This window comes from Cupriavidus sp. D39 (assembly GCF_026627925.1).
In the GTDB taxonomy this organism is placed as follows: Bacteria; Pseudomonadota; Gammaproteobacteria; order Burkholderiales; family Burkholderiaceae; genus Cupriavidus; species Cupriavidus ulmosensis.
On sequence record NZ_JAPNLE010000009.1, the window covers coordinates 346,133 to 369,893 of the forward strand.

Annotated in this window: 14 protein-coding genes and 3 pseudogenes; 10 read left to right on the forward strand and 7 right to left on the reverse strand. The window is 61.3% G+C overall.

What is annotated here, in order from left to right:
• Window positions 1-6 precede the first annotated feature (6 nt).
• The gene (locus OMK73_RS13150) at window positions 7-1,449 is read right to left on the reverse strand and encodes a cytochrome ubiquinol oxidase subunit I (RefSeq protein WP_267602453.1); all 1,443 of its coding nucleotides are present in this window, start codon (window positions 1,447-1,449) and stop codon (window positions 7-9) included.
• Between the two features lie 474 nt (window positions 1,450-1,923).
• Between OMK73_RS13150 and OMK73_RS13155 the strand changes: the two genes are divergently transcribed.
• Window positions 1,924-2,865, forward strand: coding sequence for a tyrosine-type recombinase/integrase (locus tag OMK73_RS13155; RefSeq protein ID WP_267602454.1), 942 nt, complete (start codon window positions 1,924-1,926; stop codon window positions 2,863-2,865).
• Window positions 2,866-2,903: 38 nt separating this feature from the next.
• Here the strand turns inward: OMK73_RS13155 and OMK73_RS13160 are convergent, their stop codons facing one another.
• On the reverse strand, window positions 2,904-3,170 hold the full coding sequence (locus OMK73_RS13160) for a hypothetical protein (RefSeq protein ID WP_267602455.1): 267 nt from the start codon (window positions 3,168-3,170) through the stop codon (window positions 2,904-2,906).
• Between the two features lie 345 nt (window positions 3,171-3,515).
• On the opposite strand from OMK73_RS13160, the pseudogene OMK73_RS13165 reads away from it, so the two are divergent.
• The 5 genes and pseudogenes from OMK73_RS13165 (at window position 3,516) to OMK73_RS13185 (ending at window position 11,895) form a co-directional block, all read left to right on the forward strand.
• Window positions 3,516-5,788, forward strand: a pseudogene (locus tag OMK73_RS13165) (FdhF/YdeP family oxidoreductase).
• A 632-nt stretch (window positions 5,789-6,420) separates the two neighbouring features.
• Window positions 6,421-8,858: pseudogene (locus OMK73_RS13170) on the forward strand (AAA family ATPase); the annotation flags it as partial.
• 156 nt (window positions 8,859-9,014) lie between these two features.
• On the forward strand, window positions 9,015-9,929 hold the full coding sequence (locus OMK73_RS13175) for a bestrophin family protein (RefSeq protein WP_267602456.1): 915 nt from the start codon (window positions 9,015-9,017) through the stop codon (window positions 9,927-9,929).
• A 173-nt stretch (window positions 9,930-10,102) separates the two neighbouring features.
• Window positions 10,103-10,558 (forward strand): hypothetical protein, encoded by a 456-nt coding sequence (locus OMK73_RS13180; protein ID WP_267602457.1) that lies wholly within the window; start codon window positions 10,103-10,105, stop codon window positions 10,556-10,558.
• Window positions 10,559-10,743: 185 nt separating this feature from the next.
• The gene (locus OMK73_RS13185) at window positions 10,744-11,895 is read left to right on the forward strand and encodes an MFS transporter (RefSeq protein WP_267602458.1); all 1,152 of its coding nucleotides are present in this window, start codon (window positions 10,744-10,746) and stop codon (window positions 11,893-11,895) included.
• Between the two features lie 161 nt (window positions 11,896-12,056).
• Here the strand turns inward: OMK73_RS13185 and OMK73_RS13190 are convergent, their stop codons facing one another.
• Window positions 12,057-12,902, reverse strand: coding sequence for a pirin family protein (locus tag OMK73_RS13190; RefSeq protein ID WP_267602459.1), 846 nt, complete (start codon window positions 12,900-12,902; stop codon window positions 12,057-12,059).
• Window positions 12,899-13,483: an NADPH-dependent FMN reductase gene (locus OMK73_RS13195; protein WP_267602460.1), complete on the reverse strand. Its 585-nt coding sequence runs from the start codon at window positions 13,481-13,483 to the stop codon at window positions 12,899-12,901. Before OMK73_RS13195 ends, OMK73_RS13190 begins: the two co-directional genes overlap by 4 nt.
• A gap of 150 nt (window positions 13,484-13,633) precedes the next feature.
• On the opposite strand from OMK73_RS13195, the gene OMK73_RS13200 reads away from it, so the two are divergent.
• From OMK73_RS13200 to OMK73_RS13215, 3 genes are all read left to right on the forward strand, one after another.
• Complete coding sequence (locus OMK73_RS13200; protein WP_267602461.1) at window positions 13,634-14,563, forward strand: LysR family transcriptional regulator; 930 nt, start codon at window positions 13,634-13,636, stop codon at window positions 14,561-14,563.
• Window positions 14,564-14,800: 237 nt separating this feature from the next.
• Window positions 14,801-17,143, forward strand: a complete 2,343-nt coding sequence (locus tag OMK73_RS13205) for a penicillin-binding protein 1A (RefSeq protein WP_267602462.1) — start codon at window positions 14,801-14,803, stop codon at window positions 17,141-17,143.
• A gap of 525 nt (window positions 17,144-17,668) precedes the next feature.
• Entirely contained in the window at window positions 17,669-18,007 is a 339-nt protein-coding gene (locus OMK73_RS13215; protein ID WP_420715529.1) for a helix-turn-helix domain-containing protein, read from the forward strand.
• A 1,891-nt stretch (window positions 18,008-19,898) separates the two neighbouring features.
• Here OMK73_RS13215 and OMK73_RS13220 read toward each other — a convergent pair.
• Together OMK73_RS13220 and OMK73_RS13225 are read right to left on the reverse strand one after the other, a co-directional pair.
• Window positions 19,899-20,850, reverse strand: a pseudogene (locus OMK73_RS13220) (cytochrome d ubiquinol oxidase subunit II).
• Window positions 20,847-21,299 (reverse strand): DUF3331 domain-containing protein, encoded by a 453-nt coding sequence (locus OMK73_RS13225; RefSeq protein WP_267602463.1) that lies wholly within the window; start codon window positions 21,297-21,299, stop codon window positions 20,847-20,849. Before OMK73_RS13225 ends, OMK73_RS13220 begins: the two are co-directional and overlap by 4 nt.
• A gap of 578 nt (window positions 21,300-21,877) precedes the next feature.
• Here OMK73_RS13225 and OMK73_RS13230 point away from each other — a divergent pair.
• Window positions 21,878-22,564 carry a hydrolase gene (locus tag OMK73_RS13230; RefSeq protein ID WP_267602464.1) on the forward strand — a complete coding sequence of 229 codons (687 nt, stop codon included), beginning with the start codon at window positions 21,878-21,880 and terminating at the stop codon, window positions 22,562-22,564.
• An 18-nt stretch (window positions 22,565-22,582) separates the two neighbouring features.
• Here OMK73_RS13230 and OMK73_RS13235 read toward each other — a convergent pair whose 3' ends face one another.
• On the reverse strand, window positions 22,583-23,737 hold the full coding sequence (locus tag OMK73_RS13235) for an FAD-dependent monooxygenase (protein WP_420715649.1): 1,155 nt from the start codon (window positions 23,735-23,737) through the stop codon (window positions 22,583-22,585).
• Window positions 23,738-23,761 lie beyond the last annotated feature (24 nt).

Below are 23,761 nucleotides of genomic sequence, written 5' to 3' on the forward strand. Positions count from 1 at the left end.
ACCTGTTCAGGATTTGCGCTGGCCGTGCGGGGCCATGGCGTTGGATGCGGGGGCCGCGGTGATGGCGGCAGGAACGGCGCCGACACTGCCCGGCCCGTAGGGCGGCGGCTCTTCGTGCGCGTCGGCGGTGGGGCCGGCGCTCGCAAGCTTGAGCATGTAGCGGATGCCCACGCCGAAGACGATGAAATAGACCACCACGAACAGGGCCAGCGACAGCGCGACCGGTGCCGCCTCATGTGCGGAAACGGCATCACGGGTGCGCAGCAGGCCGTAGACGACCCAGGGCTGGCGGCCGAGCTCGGTGGTCATCCAGCCGGCAAGCAGCGCGACCAGGCCGGTGGGGCCCATCAGGACGGCAAGCCGCAGGAAGGCCCGGGACCGGTACACGGCGCCATTGCGGCGCAGCACCCATCCCAGCGCGCCGAACAGGATCATCAGCACGCCCAGGCCAACCATCGTACGGAAGGTGAAGAACAGCACGGTGGCATTGGGGCGGTCCTCTTTGCGGAAGTCCTTCAGGCCGCGGATCTGGCCGTCGAGGCTGTGCGTGAGGATCAGGCTGCCCAGGCGCGGGATCTCGATGGCGTAGCGTGTTTCCTCGCGTTCCATATCCGGGATGCCGAAAACGATCAACGGGAACCCGCCCTTGTCGTCCTTGGCGGCGGTGTTCCAGTGCCCCTCGAGCGCCGCGATCTTGGCGGGCTGGTGCTCGATCGTGTTCAGGCCGTGGGCGTCACCCACCACCGCTTGCAGCGGCGCCGTGACCAGCACCATCCACAGGGCCATCGACAGCATCTTCCTGGCAGCGGGTACTGCCCGGCCGTGCAGCAGCTGCCAGGCCGAGGATGCCGCCACGAACAGTGCCGTGGACAGCAGCGCGGCGATGACCATGTGCGTGAGGCGGTAGGGGAACGAGGGGTTGAAGATCACGGCGAGCCAGTCGGTCGGCACCACCTTGCCGGCGACGATGGCGTAGCCCGCTGGCGTATGCATCCAGCTATTGGAAGCGATGATCCAGGTGGAGGAAATGATGGTACCGAGCGCCACCATTACCGTGGCGAAGAAGTGCAGCCCAGGCCCGACGCGGTTCCAGCCGTACAGCATGACGCCGAGGAACCCCGCTTCCAGGAAGAAGGCGGTCAGCACCTCGTAGGTCAGCAGCGGGCCCGTAATGCCCCCGGCAAACTGGGAGAAGAATGACCAGTTGGTGCCGAACTCATAGGCCATGACCAGGCCGGAAACGACCCCCATGCCGAAGTTCAGGGCGAAGATCTTGACCCAGAACTGGTACAGGGTCCTGTACACAGGGTCTTGGGTCCGCAGCCAGTGCGCTTCCAGGAAGGCCAGGAAACATGCCAGCCCGATCGTGATGGCGGGAAAGAGGATGTGAAAGGAAACCGTGAATCCGAACTGGATTCGAGCGAGTTCCAGCGCTGTGAGTCCGTGCATCGATGTGCTCTCCGTGGGGTTGCCGCCGGCAGACGGCGTGTCGCGCGACACTAGGGACAAGCGTAGGGACTACAGCCCGCCCGCAAAGATTACAGTTCTGGCCGAACCGCTAAAGCTCAGTTTGTGCAAGCCGGAAGAAGCGCTGCCAGGCGCCTTGCAGCCATACAGATGGCGCTATGGCGCAGGATCACAGTCATGGCCAGACGCGCAAAGCCATCGCCAGGACCTGGATCAGCAGGAGCAGTCACAGCTGCAGAGATCGAACTGTTCTGTTGATGGGAGGGCTTTTCTGTACTCCGGTTGGCGCGTCGTTGTTTTCTACCATTCTCATAACGGCTGGCAGCCGGGCGTCACATCTTCGTGCTTCGTGTGACCGCCAGCGCGCGAGTAGCCCAGCCGCCGGGGCGCTGCTTTCGCATTGTTCGCGCGATATCTGCGTCGGAGATTCGGCAGGGCTTAGAGGCAAGAAACCCAGTGATCAAGTTCGCTATGAATAATCTGTGGCTCAAGAATCCGTCCCTCGCGTATGCAGACTGGCAAGGACGCGAATCCGCAGGCACAGATCAACGCCGTTTTGCTCAACAGTCGATCGTCCAGCATCGCGCGATGCTCGACCGTTTTCAGCGCCATCTGGTCGCCCATGGCGTGACGCTGGAAGACTTCGACCCCGACCATATCGAAGCCTTCTGGCGCGATCCGGAGGCGGCCACCTACACGTCCGCCACAAGGATGCGCTACCTGCAATTGCTCGACCGCTTGTGTCGCCACCTTGTAGAGATCGGTGTGCGGGAGACCAACCCTGCCGCCGATCCGGTGCGCGATGGCAGCTGGTCCTCCGACGGGGCCGTTCCACTCTTCTTGCCAGAGGAAGTGGACGCGCGGCTGCAGGACTTTGTGCAGCCGCTTGAAGGCGACGATGTCTCACGGCTTCGCATGCGAGCCATCCTGGCCTTGTTTCTAGGTGCTGGCGTCACGGCGGCAGAAGGCCGAAGCGCGACCATTCATGACCTTCAGACCTCGTGCACCTCATCATTTCTCTCTGTCCCAGAGGGTCGCGCGAAGGTCGCCCGGTCCGTTCAGCTGGAGCCCTTCGCCGTCCCGGCCTTGGATGCGTGGAAGGTACGGCGGGCTACACTCCCCATTGCTGGTGACCTGCTTTTTGCCCTACGGCCCTCCGGCACACCAATCACTGACATGAGTCTCGGAAACATCGTGCGCGATGCGTTCGAGGCGATCGACTATAGGGCGGCTGATATGAGCCCGCGGATTCTGCGAAATACTTATTGTCGGCGCGCGCTCCTTGCCGGGGTACCACGCGACCGCGTGTCAGAGCGGCTTGGGCTGACCAGCAATCACACGTGCGACCGAATGCTCGCCACCATACCCGGACCCGCTGATCGCCGGCTCAGTGCTTAGTCAAGCTTCCGTGCAAATCAACGCCAGGGCGTACTGAATCACGCCCCCAGCTCCTGAAAGGCGTGGCCATTGGCCTCTAGTCCATTCAAGATCTCGGGTGGCACCTCGGTCTGCCAGACATTGCCGTCGAGCACCCACTGATCTGGGTCGGCGAGGTCGGGGAGTCCTGCTCCCTTACGCACATAGAGCCCCAGTGTTGGCTTCTTCGGATTGATGTAGAAGTCGAATTCCTGCATTTGCGACATCTCCCAGGAAAGTGGAGTTTCCAGCTGTCTGTAGTACGGCTCACGGTCGATTTCCGTCAAGCCTGTTCATGCCTTTTCCGCCCAAGTGGCTGAAGGCAAGTTTGCCCGCTTTGCGGAGAAGACAGCGTGCATTCTTTAAGAAATTATTGTACGTCGATCATGTTACGGAAATGCTGGTAAACGCTATGGATAATGAAATTTATATACTGATTTGGTTGTCGTTAATTTATATCCTGCCAGGAATTATTGTATTTATATACTGAGACCAGTCCTATGTTGTTCTTCATTTGTAACCTTTACTTTCCCGGGGTGGAAACCGAGTGTATCGTTACGTATAGTCAATCATGTGGCTGAGATTAATCGACCTTTTACTCCGGGATATCCGGAATAATTTGTGGAGAGAGCATGGCTAATCGACGCGAAGTGCCAGGTGTCCGGAAGTACGATGGTCCCGCAGGAGGTTGGGGGCGCTTAAAGCCACAGCCACGGCTATTCGCCTGCAGATGGATACCACCAAGGCCCCGATCACACTGCTTCGGACCAATCAGCCCGATGGGTTTGACTGTCCGGGGTGCGCGTGGCCTGACAAGGAACACCTGTCCACATTCCAGTTCTGCGAGAACGGCGCAAAAGCGGTGACCTGGGAGGCAACGACCAAGCGGGTTCGCCCCGATTTCTTTACGAGCCACACAGTGTCGTCGCTGTTGAATCGAACCGACTACGAACTCGAAGACCTGGGCCGCCTTACGCATCCGCTCGTCTACGACCGCGCTACCGACACGTTCCGCGCGGTGGAATGGGAAGCAGCCTTCGCCCGTATCGGCGAAGTGCTCCGCGGGCTGTCGCCCGACGAGGCCGAGTTCTATACTTCGGGGAGGGCTTCGAACGAGGCCGCATACCTCTATCAGTTGTTCGCAAGAGAGTATGGAACGAACAAGCTTCCCCGATTGTTCAAACATGTGCCACGAGCCGACGAGCGTTGGCCTGCCTCGCTCGATCGGCATCGGCAAGGGCACCGTCTCATTGGAGGATTTCGATCAATGTGAACTCATCATCTCGATCGGACACAATCCCGGTACGAATCACCCACGGATGATGGGAACCTTGCACGAGGCATCAAGGCGCAAGGTTCCCATTATCGTATTCAACCCGCTTCGCGAGCGAGCGCTTGAGCGTTTTGCGGACCCCAGAACATGCTTGAAATGGCGACTTACGGTTCCACGAGAATCGCATCGTCCTATTTCCAGGTTAAGGCCGGAGGGGATGCGGCTGCCATCAAAGGCGTGATGAAAGCGTTGATGGATCTGGAGGCCAGGCAGGGCGGTGTCCTCGACTACGAGTTCATCGCTACGCATACCGAAGGATTTGACGCGCTTGCTGATGATCTCGAGGCCACGGAATGGCCGGATATCGAGAAGGCCAGTGGACTGGGCCGCGCGGATCTTGAACTGGTCGCGGCTGCCTATGCAAAGTCGAATGCCACGATCATCAGCTACGGGATGGGTGTCACGCAGCACAATGAAGGCACTGCAAATGTCCGTCTGCTGTGCGATCTGCTGATGTTGCGCGGCAACCTTGGAAAACCTGGCGCCGGCATTTGCCCATTGCGAGGTCACTCAAATGTGCAGGGGAATCGGACGGTTGGCATTACTGAGAAGCCGTCGAGTCGCTTTCTTGCAAAAATCGAGGAAGTATTCGGGTTCAAGCCGCCCGACCAGCATGGGCATGACGCCGTCAGGGCCATGCAAGCGATGATTGCAGGCACGGCCAAGGCATTGATCTGCCTGGGTGGGAACTTTGCGGTCGCGCTGCCTGATCCTGATCAGTGTTTCCCCGCCATGGGCAGGCTCGACCTGAGTGTCCACGTCGGGACCAAACTCAATCGCACGCATCTGTTGGTGGCAAAGGAAACCTATTTGCTGCCCTGCCTGGGTCGCACCGAACTTGACGTGCAGGAGACTGGGCCCCAATCGGTGACGGTAGAGGATTCGATGTCGATGGTTCACGCCTCAGCCGGGAAGCTTACGCCCGCTTCCGAGTTCCTGAGATCCGAGCCAGCGATCGTGGCTGGCATTGCCACCGCCACCTTGCCGAACAGCAGGGTGTCATGGCTTGCATTGACTGCAGACTATGACAGGATCCGCGATCTGATCGAGAAGACTGTGCCGGGATTCGAGAATTTCAATGAGCGCGTTCGAGTTCCGGGAGGATTTCGCATGCCGCTTCCGCCCACTGAGCGAAAATGGGAAACGCCATCAGGAAAAGCCATGTTCTTCGTGTTCAAAGGGCTGCACGAAGACAAGGAAGTCCAGGCCGATGATGTGTTGCGCCTCGTGACAATCCGCAGCCACGATCAATACAACACGACCATCTATGCCATGGATGACCGATATCGGGGCGTGTTCGGTCGGCGTGATGTGTTGTTCATGAACGAAGCGGATCTGGCCGCGCGTGGCCTGGAGCATGGGGATCTGGTCGATATCGAGACGATCACATCGGGCAGGTTGCTTCGGTTTGAAAAGATTACCGCAATCGAGCATGACATCTCTGCCGGCTCGGTCGCGGCTTACTATCCCGAAGCGAACAAACTGGTGCCGCTCGACTACATCGATGAAGATAGTGGCACACCGTCCTACAAGTCAGTTCCGGTGCGTGTGGTGCGCTCGGAAGTGACTTGATTTGAGGCGAGTACCAAGCCACTTGGCAGGAGGCCACACGATTAAACCTGCTCATCCACGGGCAGGGCGTTGCATGTCTCCTCACTTCTTGAGTACGTGTGTCATTTCGATGCCGCCGAGTGGAGTCGGCAGCAGAGAAGCGAATCGGCCCGGGGAACCGGATCCTGATGCCGTCATGGGGAGGTGCTGCGGCTAGATCGCGGCGCCTGCCGCGTCAATTACGCGCGTGGCGGCATCTTGCGATACCTCACTATGGAGATGAATCCATCATGTCGACACTTTGTGAAATCTGCAATGCACGCCCAGCCGTTGCGCGGGTCGCGGTTGTGCAGAACGGTCAGCGCAAAACGATGTCAATCTGCGACTATGACTATCGCCAGCTGCTGCGCCACCAGAGCATGATCAATCCGTTCGACTCGCTATTGGGTGGTGGCTTGTCTCGTTTCTTCGATGGTTTGGGGGACGTGATGGATCATGAGGCCGAGGATTCGGGGCTGGCTGCAGAGGTGCCGCGTGAATCCGTGGATGTCACCGATGCGTTCAGCGAGCAGACTCTTGAACTCCTGCAGCGCGCGGCAGAGAAAGCCCACGAACTGCGTCGCAATGAGCTTGATACAGAGCATCTGTTGTACGTGCTTGCCGATACTGACGTCGGGACCGCGTTGCTCAAGGAGTTGAAGCTCTCGCCGCAGGACATCAGGGGGTACATCGACAAGCATGCGCAAACGGGCACTGCCGAGCCGGATGCACCGATTGATAGAATGACGATTTCTCCGCGCCTGAAGAAAGCCTTTCTTTACGCGTTTCAGGCGTCGCGTGACCTGGGACATTCGTACGTTGGCCCGGAGCATCTGCTCATCGGCCTTGCCGCTGTCCCGGACAGCATCGCGGGGACTCTGCTGAAGAAGTACGGCGTGACGCCCGAGGCGCTGCGCCAGAAGGTGGTGAAAGTCGTCGGCAAGGGCGCGGAGGACGGCCGAGTCGATACGCCGACGGGCACCCCGACGCTCGACAAGTTCGGCCGCGACCTTACGGCAATGGCGCGGCAGGGCAAGCTCGACCCGGTGCTCGGTCGCGCGCAGGAAATCGAGAGTACGATCGAAGTCCTTGCCCGGCGCAAGAAGAATAATCCGGTGCTGATCGGCGAGCCGGGGGTTGGGAAAACTGCGATTGTCGAAGGCTTCGCGCAGCGCATCGTCAATGGCGACGTGCCAGAGGTGCTGCGCGACAAGCGCCTCGTCGAGGTGAACATCAACGCCATGGTTGCGGGCGCAAAGTATCGCGGCGAATTCGAGGAGCGCGCGAAGCAGCTGATAGACGAGGTGACCGCGAAGAACGCCGAGCTGATCCTGTTCATCGACGAATTGCACACAATCGTGGGTGCGGGGCAGGGCGGCGGCGAAGGCGGCCTTGACATCGCGAACGTGCTGAAGCCCGCGCTTGCGCGCGGCGAACTGAGCCTGATCGGCGCAACGACGCTCAACGAATACCAGAAATACATCGAGAAGGACGCCGCGCTTGAGCGACGTTTCCAGCCGGTGCTCGTGCCGGAGCCAACTGTTGAGCAGACCATCATCATCCTGCGCGGCCTGCGCGACAAGCTTGAGGCACACCACCAGGTCACGTTTGCCGACGATGCCTTTGTCGCCGCCGCCGAGCTTTCAGACCGCTACATTACGTCGCGCTTTCTGCCAGACAAGGCCATCGATCTGATCGACCAGGCGGCTGCGCGTGTGCGCATCGGCTCGACATCGCGGCCAGCCGATATCCAGGAACTTGAAGCGGAAATCGCACAGATCAAGCGAGAGCAAGACTATGCGTCGTCGCGCAAGCGCTACGATGAGGCGAAAGACTTTGAAGAACGCATCAAGGAGAAGCAAACGCGGCTCGACGACCTGACCGAGGCTTGGCAGCGCAAGACAGGCTCGCGGACGTTTGAGGTAACGGTCGCGGCAATCGCAGAGGTGGTATCTCGCCTTACGGGCATTCCGGTTACTGACCTCACTCAGGAAGAGCGTCAAAAACTCCTGAAGATGGAAGCCAAGTTGCGCGAACGCGTAGTGGGCCAGGAGGAAGCCGTAGTCGCAGTCAGCGACGCCGTGCGTTTGTCACGTGCGGGGCTCGGTCAAGCACACCGGCCGATTGCAACGTTCCTCTTCCTGGGGCCCACCGGTGTCGGCAAGACCGAACTGGCAAAGGCGCTGGCGGAAACGGTGTTCGGCGATGAACAGGCGATCATCCGTATTGACATGTCCGAGTACATGGAGCGGCATGCGGTTGCACGGCTCATTGGCGCGCCCCCAGGATATGTGGGTTACGACGAAGGGGGCAACCGACCGAGCGTGTCCGGCGACGTCCCTACAGCGTGATTCTGCTCGACGAGATCGAGAAGGCACACCCCGACGTGAACAACGTGCTGCTGCAGGTGTTTGACGACGGTCGGCTGACCGACGGAAAGGGGCGTGTCGTGGATTTCAGCAACACGATTCTCATTGCCACCAGCAACCTTGGCGCAGCGATCATCATGGAGAACCTCGAGCGCCCCGAGGATTCCCGCATCACCGACAAGGCGTTGCGCGACGAACTCATGAAGGTTCTCAAGGGCCACTTCCGTCCTGAGTTCCTGAACCGCATCGACGATATCATCGTGTTCCATGCGCTTTCGCGAGAGAACATCCGCTCGATCGTGCAGATTCAGCTCGAAAGGGTGGTGCGGACCGCCGCAGCACAGGACATCACGGTGACGCTCAGCGCTTCACTCATCGATCATCTAGTCGAGGTGGGCTATCAGCCGGAGTTCGGTGCACGCGAACTGAAGCGCCAGATTCGTCAGAAGGTCGAAACGAGGCTCGCGACGGAGATTCTCGGCGACGGCCTGAAATCGGGTGATAGTGTCGAGCTGGGCTACGACAAGGACAAGGGTGAGGTGATACTGAATAAGGCCGCGGTGGCTCGGAAAGCCAAGGTGAATAAGCCAGGCACGAAGAGCGCTCAATCCACGGCAGGAAATAGCCCGGAGCCTTCAGGTAACCCCGATTCTTCCGTTTCCGCGCCGCCTCCGCCTCTTTGACTATTGGAAAGTGCGGATACGATCGAGGCGGGCGCCCCAGGCTGAGTACGCCGGGCGCGTGCCTACCAGCGATGCGAGCGGCAAGTGTGACGTGGACTGATTTCATCGGGAATTTGGCTGTCCACGTGGATATTATTTAAAAATCAAGAAAATATTATGATCGTGCGGCCAAAGAAGAATTGGTTCAGCATGCTGTTCGTGTGGAACGGCTCTGTATTGCTGTCAATCATTCCGCAGCTACTTTTCCTGGCTGTTGTGAGCGGTTTTGCCGTCCTCACCCAAGGACGTATCCTGGGCGAAAAGATTCCGCTGAATACCGCCCCTTTCACACTCTTCGGTGTGGCGCTAACGATCTTTCTTGCGTTCAGGAACAATGCCAGCTATGAGCGCTACAAGGAAGCGCGGCATCTTTGGGGCAGTGTACTCATCGCCTCGCGCTCGCTCACGTCGCAGGTATTGTGCTACATCCATGATGACCGTGCGGATCGTGTGCAGCTGGTCAATGGTCTTATCGCGTTTGTCTATGCACTGAAGCACCAGCTTCGTAAAACGGATCCGATGCAGGATTTGAATCGACTTCTGGGCCGGGAAGCGGCGGAAAGATTGCGTTCAAAACATTATCAGCCGATCGCAATTCTAAATGATATTCGCTGCAAGCTTGGTCGGCTTCAATTGGGTGAACGGACTTTTGACACGAAGCTATGGATGTTCGACGCCCAGATAAACGATCTGGAAAAAACAGTTGGAGGGTGCGAGAGAATCGCATCCACTCCAATTCCATTCTCCTATGGCGTCCTGCTTCATCGCACGGTATATGCATATTGCATAATGCTCCCGTTTGGCCTTGTCGACTCGACGGAACTATTTACTCCAATAATCAGCGTTTTCGTCGCCTACACGTTAATTGCGTTGGAGGCGATAGCCGAAGAAGTGTCGGAGCCATTTAGTATGGCTCCAAACGCGCTCGCGCTCGACGCAATCACGAGAAATATCGAGCGATCGCTACTTGAGCTTTGTAATCGTGAAATTCCGGAAGAAAAGGTACCCGATCCGTTGTATCAGCTAACTTAGGAACGGCGCCTCGCAGGTTGCCTCATGCAACCAACGTGCGGGGCCTGTCGAATGCCGTTGGCCGGGTGAAGCCAATGACGAATTCGCCGCCTTCGAAATGTCCCTTGAAAAGTCCCGGGAATTTGCTAGTAGTGATTCTGTCAAGGGTGGATCGATAGGGAAAGGAGGGCGTCATGGTCAGTCGCGTCGAGGCGGTTCTGGACAAGTATGGCCTCCAGTCCGGCGCCATGGAGCAGGCGATTTACCTCAAGGTTTGCGTAACTGACGTGCGCGGCCTGGGCGTGTCGGGTCTTGGGATCAAGAGCTTTAGGGCGATCGACCTCGGAGCGTTCCGGAACGTCGAGCACACCGAGGTCACCGGTACGGGCCAATTCGATATCGTCGAGGTCGATCACGTGACGCCACCGTCGGGAACCGACCCCTTCGCGGTAGAGGCCTGCAAAGGCTATTACATCCTTCGTATCGCGAAACCGGCGAGCGGTTGGCGTCCGCACATGACGCTCGGGCTCACGGTCCAAATACTCCGGGACCTACGACTGACCCCTGGCTTCGGAGGGCCGACGAATGGTCCGCACGGTGAGGCCGCCTACGACTACTGCCATACATTGGTGCAAATTGATCTGCTGTAGTGCTCGGGCGGCGATGGTATGGGCAGGTCACGGACGCCGATGGCGTGGCGTTCGAAAACGCGGGGTTGTTGCCTGTTATTTGTCGCGGCCGAGCCTGCTTGGCGGGTCTTCGCGATACCGCAGCACACCTTGAACCGGTCCAGTTCATGCCTCGTACACTGAGCCAGATTCCGTCAGGCATATGGATGTTGGGCTTCGTCAGCCTGTTGATGGACATCTCGTCGGAGATCATTCACAGTTTGCTGCCGGTCTTCATGGTGACGACACTTGGCGCTAGCGCCTTCTACGTTGGACTCATCGAGGGTGTCGCGGAGGCAACCGCGCTAATGGTCAAGGTGTTTTCCGGCACCTTGAGCGACTACCTGGGCAAGCGTAAGGGACTCGCCGTCGCCGGATACGCGCTCGGGGCACTGTCCAAGCCCCTGTTTGCGCTGGCCCCCGGGGTGGGGACCGTGCTGGCGGCGCGTCTCACGGACCGGATCGGGAAGGGCATGCGTGGGGCGCCCCGCGACGCGCTGGTGGCCGACATCGCGCCGCCGCATCTCCGGGGTGCCGCGTTTGGGCTGCGGCAATCGCTGGACACCGTGGGAGCACTTCTGGGGCCCGTGATCGCCATCGGCCTGATGTATCTCTGGGCAAACGACTTCCGGGCCGTCTTCTGGGTCGCGGTTATCCCTGGCATCCTCTCGGTATTGCTGCTCATGATTGGCGTGCGGGAGCCGGAGCTCCAGGGCGGCGTCAAGCGCACCAACCCCATCAAATGGGCGAACCTGACTCGGCTGGGACGGCCGTATTGGCAAGTGGTCGCAATCGGTGCCGTCTTTACGCTCGCGCGCTTCAGCGAGGCCTTCCTGGTGCTTCGTGCCCAGCAGGTCGGCTTGCCGCTCTACCTGGCACCGGTGGTCCTGGTGGCGATGAACCTCGTCTATTCGCTGTCAGCGTATCCGTTCGGGAAGCTGTCCGATGGCCTGCGTCACACGACGCTGCTGACCTGGGGATTGGTCGTGCTGGTGCTCGCCGATCTTGTGCTCGCGCTCGGCACCTATTGGGCGGTCACCCTGGCGGGTGTGGCGCTATGGGGCCTGCACATGGGCATGACACAAGGCCTGCTTGCCACGATGGTGGCGGACACCGCGCCCAACGACCTGCGTGGAACGGCGTACGGCCTTTTCAACCTGGCAAGCGGGCTGGCCCTGCTCGTCGCCAGCGTGCTGGCAGGCCTGCTGTGGGACCTGCTGGGCGCAGCCTTCACGTTCTATGCGGGCGCGGCTTTCTGTGTCGCCACCATCGCGCTAATCCTTCTCGTCGCGGGCAACCGACGGCTGCAGATCACTTGACCGACTCTCCAGAAGTTCGCCATTGGCGCTGGCAATCGCCAGCGCCTGCATGGCCTGGGCCAAAGCCGCTTCCGATCCGCTAGCCGCCTCCTGCGCGACCTTCGACAGTGGGCCGGCGTACCGCAACAAGCCTTCCGCTCGGAAGGTCTCAAGCGCCGCTGCTAGGACCGCTGCCCCCTGTCCCGCAGGCCCGCGCCGATGCGCCGGATCCCGGCCTCTCCCTGTGCAAGAGCCGCCGGGCTCGTGTGCACGGAGTAGTAGCCTGTCACCAGTTCGTAGGGATGCTTGACGGCCGAGCCCAGGACAAACGCGGTCTCGCCGCGGGCGACGAGGCCGATCGCGCCTTCGGATTCTTCGAACACCGCGAGTTCGCCGGTACCGATGGGGCCACCGCTGTCGCCCGCGTCGAGCCGACCGGCGTCGACCGCGACCCAACCCACCGTGTGGCCAACCGGCGGCTGGTAAATCCAGCGCTCGCCGTCTTGCAGGCGCACTGCCAGATAGTTGATCGGCGCCGGTGCCGGGATGGCACTTTGGGCCGCACCGTAACGGCCGAGCAGGACGCGCGCCGGTCCCTCTTGCGGCACCTGTGACGGCGCAAGGTAGAGACTATGGGCCGGGGCATTTTCCTCCGCGGCCGGTAAGGCCACCCAGAGCTGGAAGCCATGCACGTGCGTCACCCCAGGCGCAAGCGCCCCGGTGTGCCAGACACCGCCGCCAGCCCGCATCCATTCGACGCCGCCGGCGGGCAGCACACCGTATTGGCCGGTCGAGTCTTCATACAGCGTGTCGCCTTCGGTCAAGTAGGTCAGTGTGGCGATCCCCGAGTGGGGATGCATGCCGAAGGCCTGGCCGGCCCTCGCCTGCAAACTGAAGCGATCGAGAAACACGAACGGCTTGAGACGCTGGCCCAGGTCGCCCGGACTCACAAGCCGCGTGATCGGTCCGTGCGTGATGCCGTGCGTGCGATGGACGATGGCGCGCGGCCTGCCGGTGAGGGCGTTCATGCGGCCTCTCTTGCAGTCTTGAGTGCCTTGGCCCACCAGGCGATGTCGTCGAGCAGTCCGTCAGCTGCCTGCGCCAGGTGGGGGAAGTCTTCGAAACGCTTGCCCTGCTGCCAGATGCCGAGGAACTCCACCATGCCGATATGCACGGCGTTGCGCACCGGTGCCATCTGCATTTCAATTGCCACCAGGCGCATCTGCTCCACGGCCCGCGCCGCCCCTACGCCGCCGTAGCCCACGAAGCCGATCGGCTTGCGGCCGAATTCCTGGTAGGCGTAGTCGAATGCGTTCTTGAGCACCGCGCTGGGGCCATGGTTGTATTCGGGCGTGACTACGATCAGGCCATCCAGCGTTGCCAGTTTGTCGGCCCAGCGCAGCGCCGCCTCGTTCTTCACCGGCGCCCATGCTGGCGACATTGGCTCGTCGAAGAAGGGCAGGGGATGATCGCGCAGGTCGATCAGCTCCACGTCGAGATTGGAGCGCTGGCGGGCGATCTCGTGGATCCAGCGTGCGGGCTTATCGCCGAAACGGCCTTCGCGGGTGGAGCCGACGATGATGCCGATGCGGAGTTGATGTGATGTCATGGCTACTCCTGGAAGAGGGGCGGGGTGACGATGGGAAGGTGTAAGCGGTCGACCTACCGACCGTCGGTCAGATTATGGAAGTGCCTGCATTGCTTGAGTAGATGGCACAATAAGAGTGCACTCATCCATTTTTAGAAGGAATTGCCTGCCATGGTTGACCTGAACGACATCGCGCTGTTTGTGCAGGTGGTGCGCTACGGCAGCTTTGCCGAGGCCGCGCGGCGGCTGGGATTGCCTGCCAACACCGTGAGCCGGCGCATCCAGCAACTCGAAGCCCAACTCGACACACGGCTGATGCAACGGTCCACGCGCAAGCTCACGCTGACCAATGCGGGCCAGGTCTTCCACGAGCGCTGCGCAGGCCCGGTCGACGGGCTGGTCGAAGCCAGCCAGGCGCTGGCGTCAGGCGGCCAGGCACCCAGTGGGCTGGTGCGCGTAGCGGCGCCAGCCGATTTCTTCGAGTTCTTCCCGATGGCATGGATCGCCGAGTTTTTGGCCGCGTATCCGCAGGTCCGGCTCGATTTCGTGCTAAGCGACGCCAGGGCCGACCTGATTGCCGAGCAGATAGACATCGCATTTCGCGGTGGCCAGTTGCCGGACTCGGGCTATATCGGCCGCCAACTCCTGGGCGAGCGCAGCGACGGGCTGGTGGCCAGCCCGGCCTACCTTGCCGCGCGCGGCGCGCCTGGCTCGCTGCAAGACCTGGCAAACCACGACTGCGTGACCGCCGGGCACGTCAGCGGCCACGCCAGCTGGCGCCTCGTCGGCCCCGATGGGACCGAAGAGGAAGTGCAGGTCAGCGGCCGCTTTAGCGGCAACACCGCACAGGCACTGCGCAAAGCCGCGCTGGCCGGACTCGGCATCGCACTGTTGCCGCCGTCGATGGCAACGCTCGATGTGCAGGCTGGTCTGCTGGTGCCGGTGCTACCGGCGTACCAGCAGACCAGCCATGGCCACAGCGTCCTGTACCCGAGCCGGCGGCACCTGCCGACCGCGGTATCGGCGTTTATCGAGTGGATGAAGGAAAAGCTGGAGGTGTTGGAAACCCTCGAGCCTACGCCATCAAACTCGGAAATTTGAGCCTGGCTGGAACCGGAAATTTGCCGTGCGCCTTGATGATGAAAGGCGATGCCAACTGCAGGGCGGCGGCAGCCGCAGCCCGCGTGTTAAATACGATCCACAAGGACCCGTCCTGTCACCGGCCGGCTAACGGGCGTCCGCTCTGGGTGGCGCGCGCCTCCTTTGATGATTGTGCTTCTTTGTGCAGTTGCGGGTCTGGGTAAAGCGCTGATACATTGGTAGATGCTGGATAGCGTCATGAATCAAAGCCGAAGCGCCCGGATTTTGCGTGGGATTGTGTGGCTGCTGGCAACGCCCTGTTGCCTGGTGGTGATTGGCGTGCTGGTCGTTCTGTTGGCTGCCGTGCTGGAATACTCGAGACTCCCCGCGCTTGACGATTTGACGGACTACCGTCCTGCGCTGCCGCTTCGGGTATTCACTGCGCAAGGCACGCTCATTGGCGAGTTTGGCAAGGAGCGGCGCGTGGTCGTCGCGTTTTCCGACGTCCCGCAATCGCTTCGACTCGCCATTGTCGCCGCGGAGGATGATCGCTTTTATCAGCACCACGGGATCGACTACCCGAGCATTGTCCGTGCCGCGCTCGCCGACCTGTCGAGCTGGGAAAAACGGCAGGGCGCGAGCACGTTGACGATGCAACTGGCGCGCAGCGTCTACCTGTCACCCGAGAAGAGCTTCGAACGGAAGTTTGCCGAGGCGCTCCTGGCGGTCAAGATCGAACGGACCTTGAGCAAGGAGCAGATTCTCGAGAGATACGTCAATCAGATCTATCTCGGGGAAGGCGCATACGGATTCGCCGCCGCGGCCGATGTCTACTTCGGTATGCCCCTGAATCAGCTGAGTGTTGCGCAGGCGGCGCTGCTGGCCGGCCTGACCAAAGCGCCTTCACGTGACAATCCCGTGGTCAACTTTGCAGCAGCGATCGCCCGCCAGCGCTATGTACTCGGCCGGATGCTCGCGTTGGGCGTGCTTGCGCCGGACCAATTCAAGCAGGCCATTGCGGAGCCGATCCATCTCCGGGAGGCGCGCGCGCGATATCGCGTGAACGCCGCGTACGTTGCAGAGGACGTGCGCCGGATCATGGTGCAGCAGTATGGCGACGCAGCCTACCAGATCGGGTTCAACGTCTATACGACGCTACATGACGCGGATCAGGCGCGCGCGTACCAGGCGGTCGCGCGTGGGTTGGTGGCCTACGATATGCGGCATGGCTATCGCGGTCCGGAGCGCAACCTTGACCTGCCGCGTGATCCCGTACAGGTCAAGGCAGTGGTGATGCAGGCATTGAGCGGGCTCCCATCGTTGGGCGGTCTGGTGCCGGCAGTAGTGCTGAGCGTGCACAGTGGTGCGGCAAGCGTGATGTTCGCCGACGGTAGCACAGGGCAATTTTCCATCGGGCCCATGGGACGAGCCACGCTCGGCAAGGGGCGCGCAATGCCGCTGCCTGCGCGGCTGCAGATCGGATCGCTGGTTCGACTTGAGCGCCTGGACCATGGAACATGGCGGCTTGCCGAGATTCCACAGGCGCAAGCTGCGCTGGTGTCTATCGACCCGGCCACGGGAGCTATCACGGCATTGCAGGGCGGCTTCGATTTCAGACTCGAATCCTACGATCACGTGACGCAGGCGCGGCGACAACCCGGGTCCAGTTTCAAACCCTTCATCTATTCTGCCGCGCTGGAAAAAGGGTTGATGCCAGCGACCGTGGTCGACGACAGTCCATTTGTCGTGCCGCCATCCGGGCCGGGACAGCAGGCCTGGGCGCCGGTTGATTATGAGCGGAATTACCTTGGCCCGATCTCGATTCGATACGCGCTCGCCGAGTCGCGCAATGTCGTGGCAGCGAGGGTGATCGAACAGATTGGTGTGCCATACGCGAGGCAATACGTGACCCGCTTCGGCTTTCCGCTCAGTGAGATCCCTCCGTATCCGTCGATGGTGCTTGGCGTGGGATCCTTCACGCCGCTGCAAATGGCCGTCGCGTATGCGACGTTTGCTAACGGAGGCTACCTGATCCGCCCGTACTTGATCGACCGCATGACCGATTCAAGCGGCAATGTCCTGTTTCAGGCTCACCCGCTGACTGCCGCCGACGGCGCGCCGCGGGTGATCGATGCCAGGAACGCGTTCATGATGACCAGCATGCTTCATGACGTCGTCGAGTATGGCACGGGGGCGGCGGCCAAACAGTTGGGGCGTGGCGATCTGGCGGGTAAGACCGGCACCACCGATGACTTCATTGACGCGTGGTTCGACGGGTACTCGTCCGACCGACTGACGATCACATGGATCGGCTTCGACCAGCCTCGGTCGCTGGGAAAGGGCGAGGTGGGCGCCCGCGCAGCGCTGCCGATCTGGATGGATTTCATGAAAGCGGCGCTGGAGAACAGCCCTGAACGTCAGCTAAGCGCCCCTGACGGGATCGTGACGGTGCGGATCAATCCGGCAACCGGGTTGCAGGTGCCGGAAACGGACCTGTCGGGGCGGCTTGATTACTTCTTCGAAGAAAATGTCCCGCCGCTGCAGCCGACCGCCATCGAAAATGGCGAGGCTCAACCGGAAGGTGCGCCGGCGGAACAGTAAGTGCCAGAAAACGTAGTCAGCCAGGCATGCGCTCAACTGCAGGAACGCAGGCGCGAAACTGGGTCCGGCTCACGTGTAAGCGCACCGTGTCATATCAATGGGTCATATCGCATCGCTCTTACGCATGGCACCATGGGAACTGGGGCCTTGGCCCCCGGACGCGCTTCGACCACATCGGCGCCTGGATCATCGGGCGCAATATGTTTGGCCCTGTCCGCGGCGCGTGGCCCGACGATAGCTGGAAGGGATGGTGGGGCCCGAAGCCCCCTATCACACGCCCGTATTTGTGCTGACCCACCATCCGCGCGAATCGGTCGCGATGGAGGGCGGCACCACCTTCCATTTCGTCACCGATGGCATCCATGCCGCGCTGGAGCGCGCCAGGGCAGCCGCCGGAGGGCGCGATGTCCGCTTGGGAGGCGGCGTTGCGAGCGTGCAACAATACCTGCGCGCCGCGCCGCGCCGGGTTGGTGGACGAAATGCACTTTGGCGCTGGTGCCAGCAGTGCTGGGCGCAGGGGAAGCCTTGCTCGCCGGTATCGATCTGGGCAAGCTGGGTTACGCATGCACCCGGCACGTCGGGACGCAGGCGGCGATGCACGTGTGCGCGACTCGCGCCGCCCAAGGGCTGCCGATCGACCAGGCCGCCCGAGCGTGCGGGGTGTCCGTGGGAATGTTGTCGAAGCTGGAGAACGGGAAGGGCGTTCACCTCGACTATGTCCTCCGCACTCTAGATGGTTTGGGTTTGACAATGCTGGTCGTCCCGAAGGACCACGTGCCCCTCCTTGAGCGAGCCGCATCTCATGCGGCGCGCGAGTCCAAGGCGTGCGAAGTAGGGCGGGCCAGGGATCTGGAATGGGATTAACTGCTGTCCAGGCATGTCAATTTGTTCGTAAAAGAGATCGATCTAAGGTGATCGAGAAAAGGGACTCCTGCTGCGACGGTAGGTGTGTTGAGAACGTGGGCTTTGCTAACTCGCGGCAAGAGTGACAAAGACAATTATCGCAATTAACCGCCAAAGCCAAAGGGCGCCAGTCAATCCTGGAGTCGAATGAGGCGAACGTGAGGTCCGTATTTCAATCGTTGGATGTCTGGCGGTGAGCGCCTTGCTTTTGTTGTAGGAGTCGTCTACCTTCACCATTAGCGATAGTACAAAACTTACCTAACAAGAAGATAACCATTGACTGTAAGTTGCAGCAGCTACGGACATTCCAAGCGTGATCGGCGCAGCGTAATGGGCGAGCCAGTGTAGGAGCGGGGGCATTCCCTTGCAAAACGGTGATGGAGGTATTCGTGAATCGTAAGCCCTTCCTTATCTTTTGCGCACTCATGTGTTTAAGCTTGACTGCCCCGTCCCTCGCGCAACAGACGCAGTCACTTTGTACCGCGTTACTTTCGGATGGTGTATTTGATTACCAGAACACCACGCGTCTATACACTAAATATTCTCACGTTAAAGATATATTGTGTAGCGGCACGTACAGTGAATATAATCAGGGAAGGACGAAAGCGCTACAAGCTGCTATCCCGCTTGACGGCTTACTTGTCCCGTTTGGCTACAAGCAGGACGACAACTCGTACGCAACATCTCGGTCCGCGTTCTGCAGCCAAAATGAGAGTGAGCTATATATCGATGACAAGATGATCAGCGCGATCCGTCAAGCCGATAGCGTATTGGCAGAACAATTCAATAAGTGTATTTCAACGTTGTCGGCCGGAACGTTTGAGTACTATATAAACGTAGGCGCAGATCCAGCGACGTTTCAGGTGCAAACAATCTATCGCCAGGGCGTCGACAAGGTTTATCCAATCGTTAAGCTATTATCTATTAGACCAGACGCCGTTGCGCGAACGTGCGATAAAGGACATGCTTTTGATCGAGGTCGAAAGTTGGGCTTGACCGAAGCATTTACTTGCACAAGACAACCCGGTCAAGGCGTCACAGTTTCACTATCGACTAGCATCACTACGACATCCGGGCCGGCAGTTTTGAAACCTTATGTAAACGAACATATTGTAAAACGTCAAACGGACGTGGAAAGCAAGCGGCAAGCCGTCGCGAGCCGGGGGAGAATCGATACGGGCCTGAAGTGTGCGTAGACGCACCAGAGGGTTACATATTCGATTTGCAACCACGCGTCGAGTACGACTCGTTTCGGGGGACATTTACGGTGATGAGTCCCAGCCTCCTCTTCCACCAATCATCACTAAGAATACGCCGACGCACGCGTGCGGCATGGGTGGATCTAGACCCGATACGTCGGAGGAGAACTACCGCGTCATTTATCATGTTGTGGCTCGAGGTTATTCCAGCCACTTGGAGACCGATGATCACAAAGCTGCGGCAGTCTCGACTTTCGACGTGCCAGCGCCTCCCAGATGACGAAGAAGTTCATGCCCCCGACTGATCGCGACGCCGCGAGCGCGCCACTTACCAGGTCCTCCCGGCGCTGGGTCTGACGTTGGAGTACAACTACGACAATGCGAGGAGCGTATCCGTCGGCAACGTCAAGAGCCCGTAGCAGGTCTCCTTTGTTGCCGACTACCGCTTCTGGATGTGAGTGTTGTCTCCATCAATTCCTCCGTTTTACAAACGTTTGCATTGTGGGTGATCAAGCAGAGATGTCAAGAGCTGATTTGGAACAGTGGATCGCTCATGGTGCGGCCTTGCCGCCGATCCAGCGACGCTGTAGTCCAGCGCGAAGCAGGTGGCGGATGTCCCGTAGACGACCGTTCCGGCGCCGCGCAATGCCTCGTCAGAGTTGAGCCTTCAGGCCCACCGTGCCTCGGAACACGTAGTACTGGTACACGTTGTAGCCAATCATTACCGGTAGCAGAATGCCGATCCTAACCAGCATGAAGATCAGCGTCCGGTTATCGGACGCCGCGTCCGCCAGCGATAGCTTGCCCGGCACGATATAAGGAAACAGGCTGACCGCGAGACCGCCGAACGACATCAGGAACAACAGCACCGTGGCCCGGAACGGCCCGCGCCGGTCGCCGGTCCAGGCCGACGATATAGGCGGAGGCCGCCGCTGCAATCGCGCCGAGCACGAGCAGCAGCGGCATCACGCCGGGCTGGTCCCAGCGCTGCGTGCCGATCAGGCTGAAACGCAGCGTGGCCGCCGACAGGACCAGGGCACTGCATACCGTGACCGGCAGGCAGATGAGTGTCCACCGGCGCGCCGCGCCTTCGATTCCGCCCTCGGTCTTCTTGAGGAGGTAGGTCGCGCCAAGCAGCGCATAGCCTGCCGCGACGCCGATCGCCGCAAACGCAATGAACACGCCGTTCCAGACGCCCGGTTCGAGGCCGGTGATCAGCCGTCCCAGCACCACACCCTGCGAGACCGCGGCGATCAAGCTGCCGATCCCGAACGCGCGGTCCCAGAATGGTCCGCGGCGCGCGGCATGACGGAACTCGATGGCCGCGCCCCGCAGGATCAGCCCGCCGATCAACGCCATCAGCGGCACATAGAGGTGCTGCAGCAACAGGGCGTAGGCGGCGGGGAACGCGCCGAACAGGCCGCCTCCGAGCACCACCAGCCAGGTTTCATTGGCGTCCCGGACGTGGGCGATTGATTGGACCATCATGTCGCGGTCGCTGCGCTCGCGCGTGAAGAGACTGAGGACGCCGATCCCCAGGTCGAAGCCGTCGGTGATCACATAGCACGCCAGCATCATCTGGCGGCGGCCCCTTGATTGCCTCATGCCGCCCAGGCATCCTCGCTGCGGGCGTCGTCGGTCCCGCACGCTGCATGTAGCGCAGACGCGAGGATCATGGCATCGGCGTTGCGCGCCGGCGGCCGGCAGGGGCGCGGGCGATAGACGGCCTGGCCCTTGGCGATGGGGAGGCCGCTGAGGGCGCACACCCCATCCTCGCGCGCCGATACCGCAGTCCAGATCTGGTCTCCGTAGCGGCAATGGGTGGCATCGCGCCAACTGATCACCGCCAACGTGGAACTGGGCCGCTCCACCACGCTGATGATGGCGGTGCGCCGGCGGTCTTGCGGTTCTTCCTCATCGGGCCAGGCGCCATCGGCGCACAGCTGGAAGCCTTGGCGCGCGCGGAGCAGCCCGATGGTGCTGCCCCACGGGTCGGGGCGGTTCGCCTGTGCGTGTGGTGTGGATGATGTGGCGGGATTCGGGTGCGCTGGCATGGTCAGCTCCGGATGATGGAAACGTGCGGGGTCGTGGGCAGAGTCACGGTCGGGGGCTCAGCTCAGCCGGCCTTTGCAGCCTTGCCGGTCTTGACTCGCCCGGGGCGCGCAGCGCCATTGGCGTTCCTCCCGGATGGGGCGATCCACCCCGACAACAGCAACAGGCTTTCGTTCTTGTTCATGGCGGCTCCGCTGGAAGGGGAGGCACGCGGGGGGGGGCAGCCGGACCCTGTCGCGCGGATGAGGGCTGGCGTGCGGACGCCGGCCGTGAAGACATCTTATGACGCGCTCCACGCCGCACGCAGTTGTCCATCCGTGCAGGCGCGGTACTGCATTGGGATGGCAGAGCTATACGAACGTAGGAGGCAGCCCGCTGCAGATGGGAAGAAGGCCGTTGCCTGCGAGGGCCATCTCCGTTTCTTTGGGGAGAATCAATCATCAAAATATTTGAATAGTGCATCCATGAATTGATTGGTTCACACGTGGGTTGCTCTCGTATAGTTCAGTCCATGGACGGCACGGAAACAAAAAACCCTGCCCCATGAAGTTCAACCAATTTCAACGAGAGAGCGCAGATCATGTCCAATTCGAAACTCGAAGTGCTGACCCCGCAAAACAGCCAGCTGATCTTCATCGACCACCAGCCGCAGATGGCCTTCGGCGTGCAGTCGATGGACCGCCAGGCGATGAAGAACAACGCTGTGGGCCTGGCCAAGGCCGCCCGCATCTTCGGCATCCCGACCACCATCACCACGGTCGAGTCGGACTCCTTCTCGGGCTATACCTACCCCGAGTTGCTTGACGTGTTCCCCGACCAGCCGACGCTGGAGCGCACCTCGATGAATTCGTGGGACGACCAGAAGGTGCGGGACGCGCTGGCCGCCAACGGCCGCAAGAAGATCATCGTGGCCGGTCTGTGGACCGAGGTCTGCAACACCACCTTCGCGCTGTCCGCGATGCACGACAGCGACTACGAGATCTACATGGTGGCCGATGCCTCGGGTGGCACCAGCAAGGAAGCGCACGACTACGCCATGCAGCGCATGGTGCAGGCCGGCGTGGTGCCGGTGACCTGGCAGCAGGTGCTGCTCGAATGGCAGCGCGACTGGGCCCACCGCGACACCTACGACGCGGTGATGAAACTGGTCAAGGAACACTCGGGCGCCTACGGCATGGGCGTGGACTACGCCTACACCATGGTGCACAAGGCCGCCCAGCGCACCGCCGCGCCCCACGCGTCGCTCGCGCCGGTGCCGGCGCGCTGAGCCGCGTTGCCGAACCGGCTAGGCAGGCTGCACCACGCCCATGATGCGCCTGCCCAGCGAGATGCCCCACTGGGCCAGGCGCTTGTCCGCGGCCCACTGGCTTCGATCCCATAGCGCGAGCGCGTCGTCGATGCGGTTCCCGGTGGCCTGCAGCGCGCGCGCCAGGGCCACGGCATTGGCTGCCGCCTTGCCCGCGCCTGCGCCGGTATGCGGACGCGCCACGAAGGCGGCGTCGCCGAGCAGCACGGTGCGGCCGAAGCGCATGCGCGGCGCCGCGTAATCCTGGATCAGCTGCAGGAAGGGATCGGGGGTCGATGCGACCAGCGCCGCGAACACCGGCGCGAGGCTGTCCGCCGCCGCAAGCTGCAGCGCCTGGGCATCGGCATCCTTGACCGCGCCCGGGGGCAGCGAATGCGTGTGCTGGCGACCATGGCGGTCCAGCAGCACGGTCGCCAGCGGTCCTCCGGCGGGCAGCGCGCGGTACCAGACCCAGTTCAGGCGCCGTTCGTTGCGCAGGACCGACCCGTCCTCGCCGGGAATCAGGTAGGTCAGCATCTGGTGTCCCGGGCCGTCCTGGAAGGCAAAGGCATCGACCAGCAGCGACTTGGCCTGCGTGCCCAGCGCAGCCTCGGGCAGCACGCCGCGCCAGGCGACATAGCCGGCATAGGTGGGCGCATCGCCGGGCAGCAACGCTTGCCGCACCGTGGACAACGGTCCGTCGGCGCCGATCAGCAGATCCGCGCGCTCGGTGCGGCCGGAGGCAAAGCGGGCCGTCATATGATCGGCCTCGTGGGCCAGTGCGACCAGTTCCTCGCCGGCATGGATCATGCTCGGATCGAGCGCGCCTTTCATCAGGGCATAGAGTCCGTTCCAGGCGATCTGTGTCTGCGGCATGTAGATGCGGCGAACCACACCCTCGCGGTCCAGGAAGATGCGGTCCTTCGACGGCACGCCGAAGCCGGGCGAGTGCGCCACCCCCGCGAAGTCCAGCGCGTCGAGCACGCCGGGCTGCAGCACGAGCCCGCCGCCGCGGCTGTCGAGTTGCTGCGGCGAGCGCTCGAAGACATCGACATTCCAGCCGATGGCGCGCAGGCAGATGGCGGTAAAGAGCCCGCCGAGCGAGCCGCCGATCACGACGGCGCGGTAAGGTCTGGACGTGGGCATGGTGGGCATGATGGTGATGGCGTTGAGGTTCAG

What these genes read in the sequence shown, in the direction of transcription:
- OMK73_RS13205 (WP_267602462.1), top strand. Translation starts at nt 14,801, where the DNA reads ATGAATCAAAGCCGAAGCGCCCGGATTTTGCGTGGGATTGTGTGGCTG.
- OMK73_RS13180 (WP_267602457.1), top strand. Translation starts at nt 10,103, where the DNA reads ATGGTCAGTCGCGTCGAGGCGGTTCTGGACAAGTATGGCCTCCAGTCC.
- OMK73_RS13185 (WP_267602458.1), top strand. Translation starts at nt 10,744, where the DNA reads ATGTTGGGCTTCGTCAGCCTGTTGATGGACATCTCGTCGGAGATCATT.
- OMK73_RS13225 (WP_267602463.1), bottom strand. Translation starts at nt 21,299, where the DNA reads ATGCCAGCGCACCCGAATCCCGCCACATCATCCACACCACACGCACAG.
- OMK73_RS13190 (WP_267602459.1), bottom strand. Translation starts at nt 12,902, where the DNA reads ATGAACGCCCTCACCGGCAGGCCGCGCGCCATCGTCCATCGCACGCAC.
- OMK73_RS13195 (WP_267602460.1), bottom strand. Translation starts at nt 13,483, where the DNA reads ATGACATCACATCAACTCCGCATCGGCATCATCGTCGGCTCCACCCGC.
- OMK73_RS13200 (WP_267602461.1), top strand. Translation starts at nt 13,634, where the DNA reads ATGGTTGACCTGAACGACATCGCGCTGTTTGTGCAGGTGGTGCGCTAC.
- OMK73_RS13175 (WP_267602456.1), top strand. Translation starts at nt 9,015, where the DNA reads ATGATCGTGCGGCCAAAGAAGAATTGGTTCAGCATGCTGTTCGTGTGG.
- OMK73_RS13150 (WP_267602453.1), bottom strand. Translation starts at nt 1,449, where the DNA reads ATGCACGGACTCACAGCGCTGGAACTCGCTCGAATCCAGTTCGGATTC.
- OMK73_RS13230 (WP_267602464.1), top strand. Translation starts at nt 21,878, where the DNA reads ATGTCCAATTCGAAACTCGAAGTGCTGACCCCGCAAAACAGCCAGCTG.
- OMK73_RS13235 (WP_420715649.1), bottom strand. Translation starts at nt 23,737, where the DNA reads ATGCCCACCATGCCCACGTCCAGACCTTACCGCGCCGTCGTGATCGGC.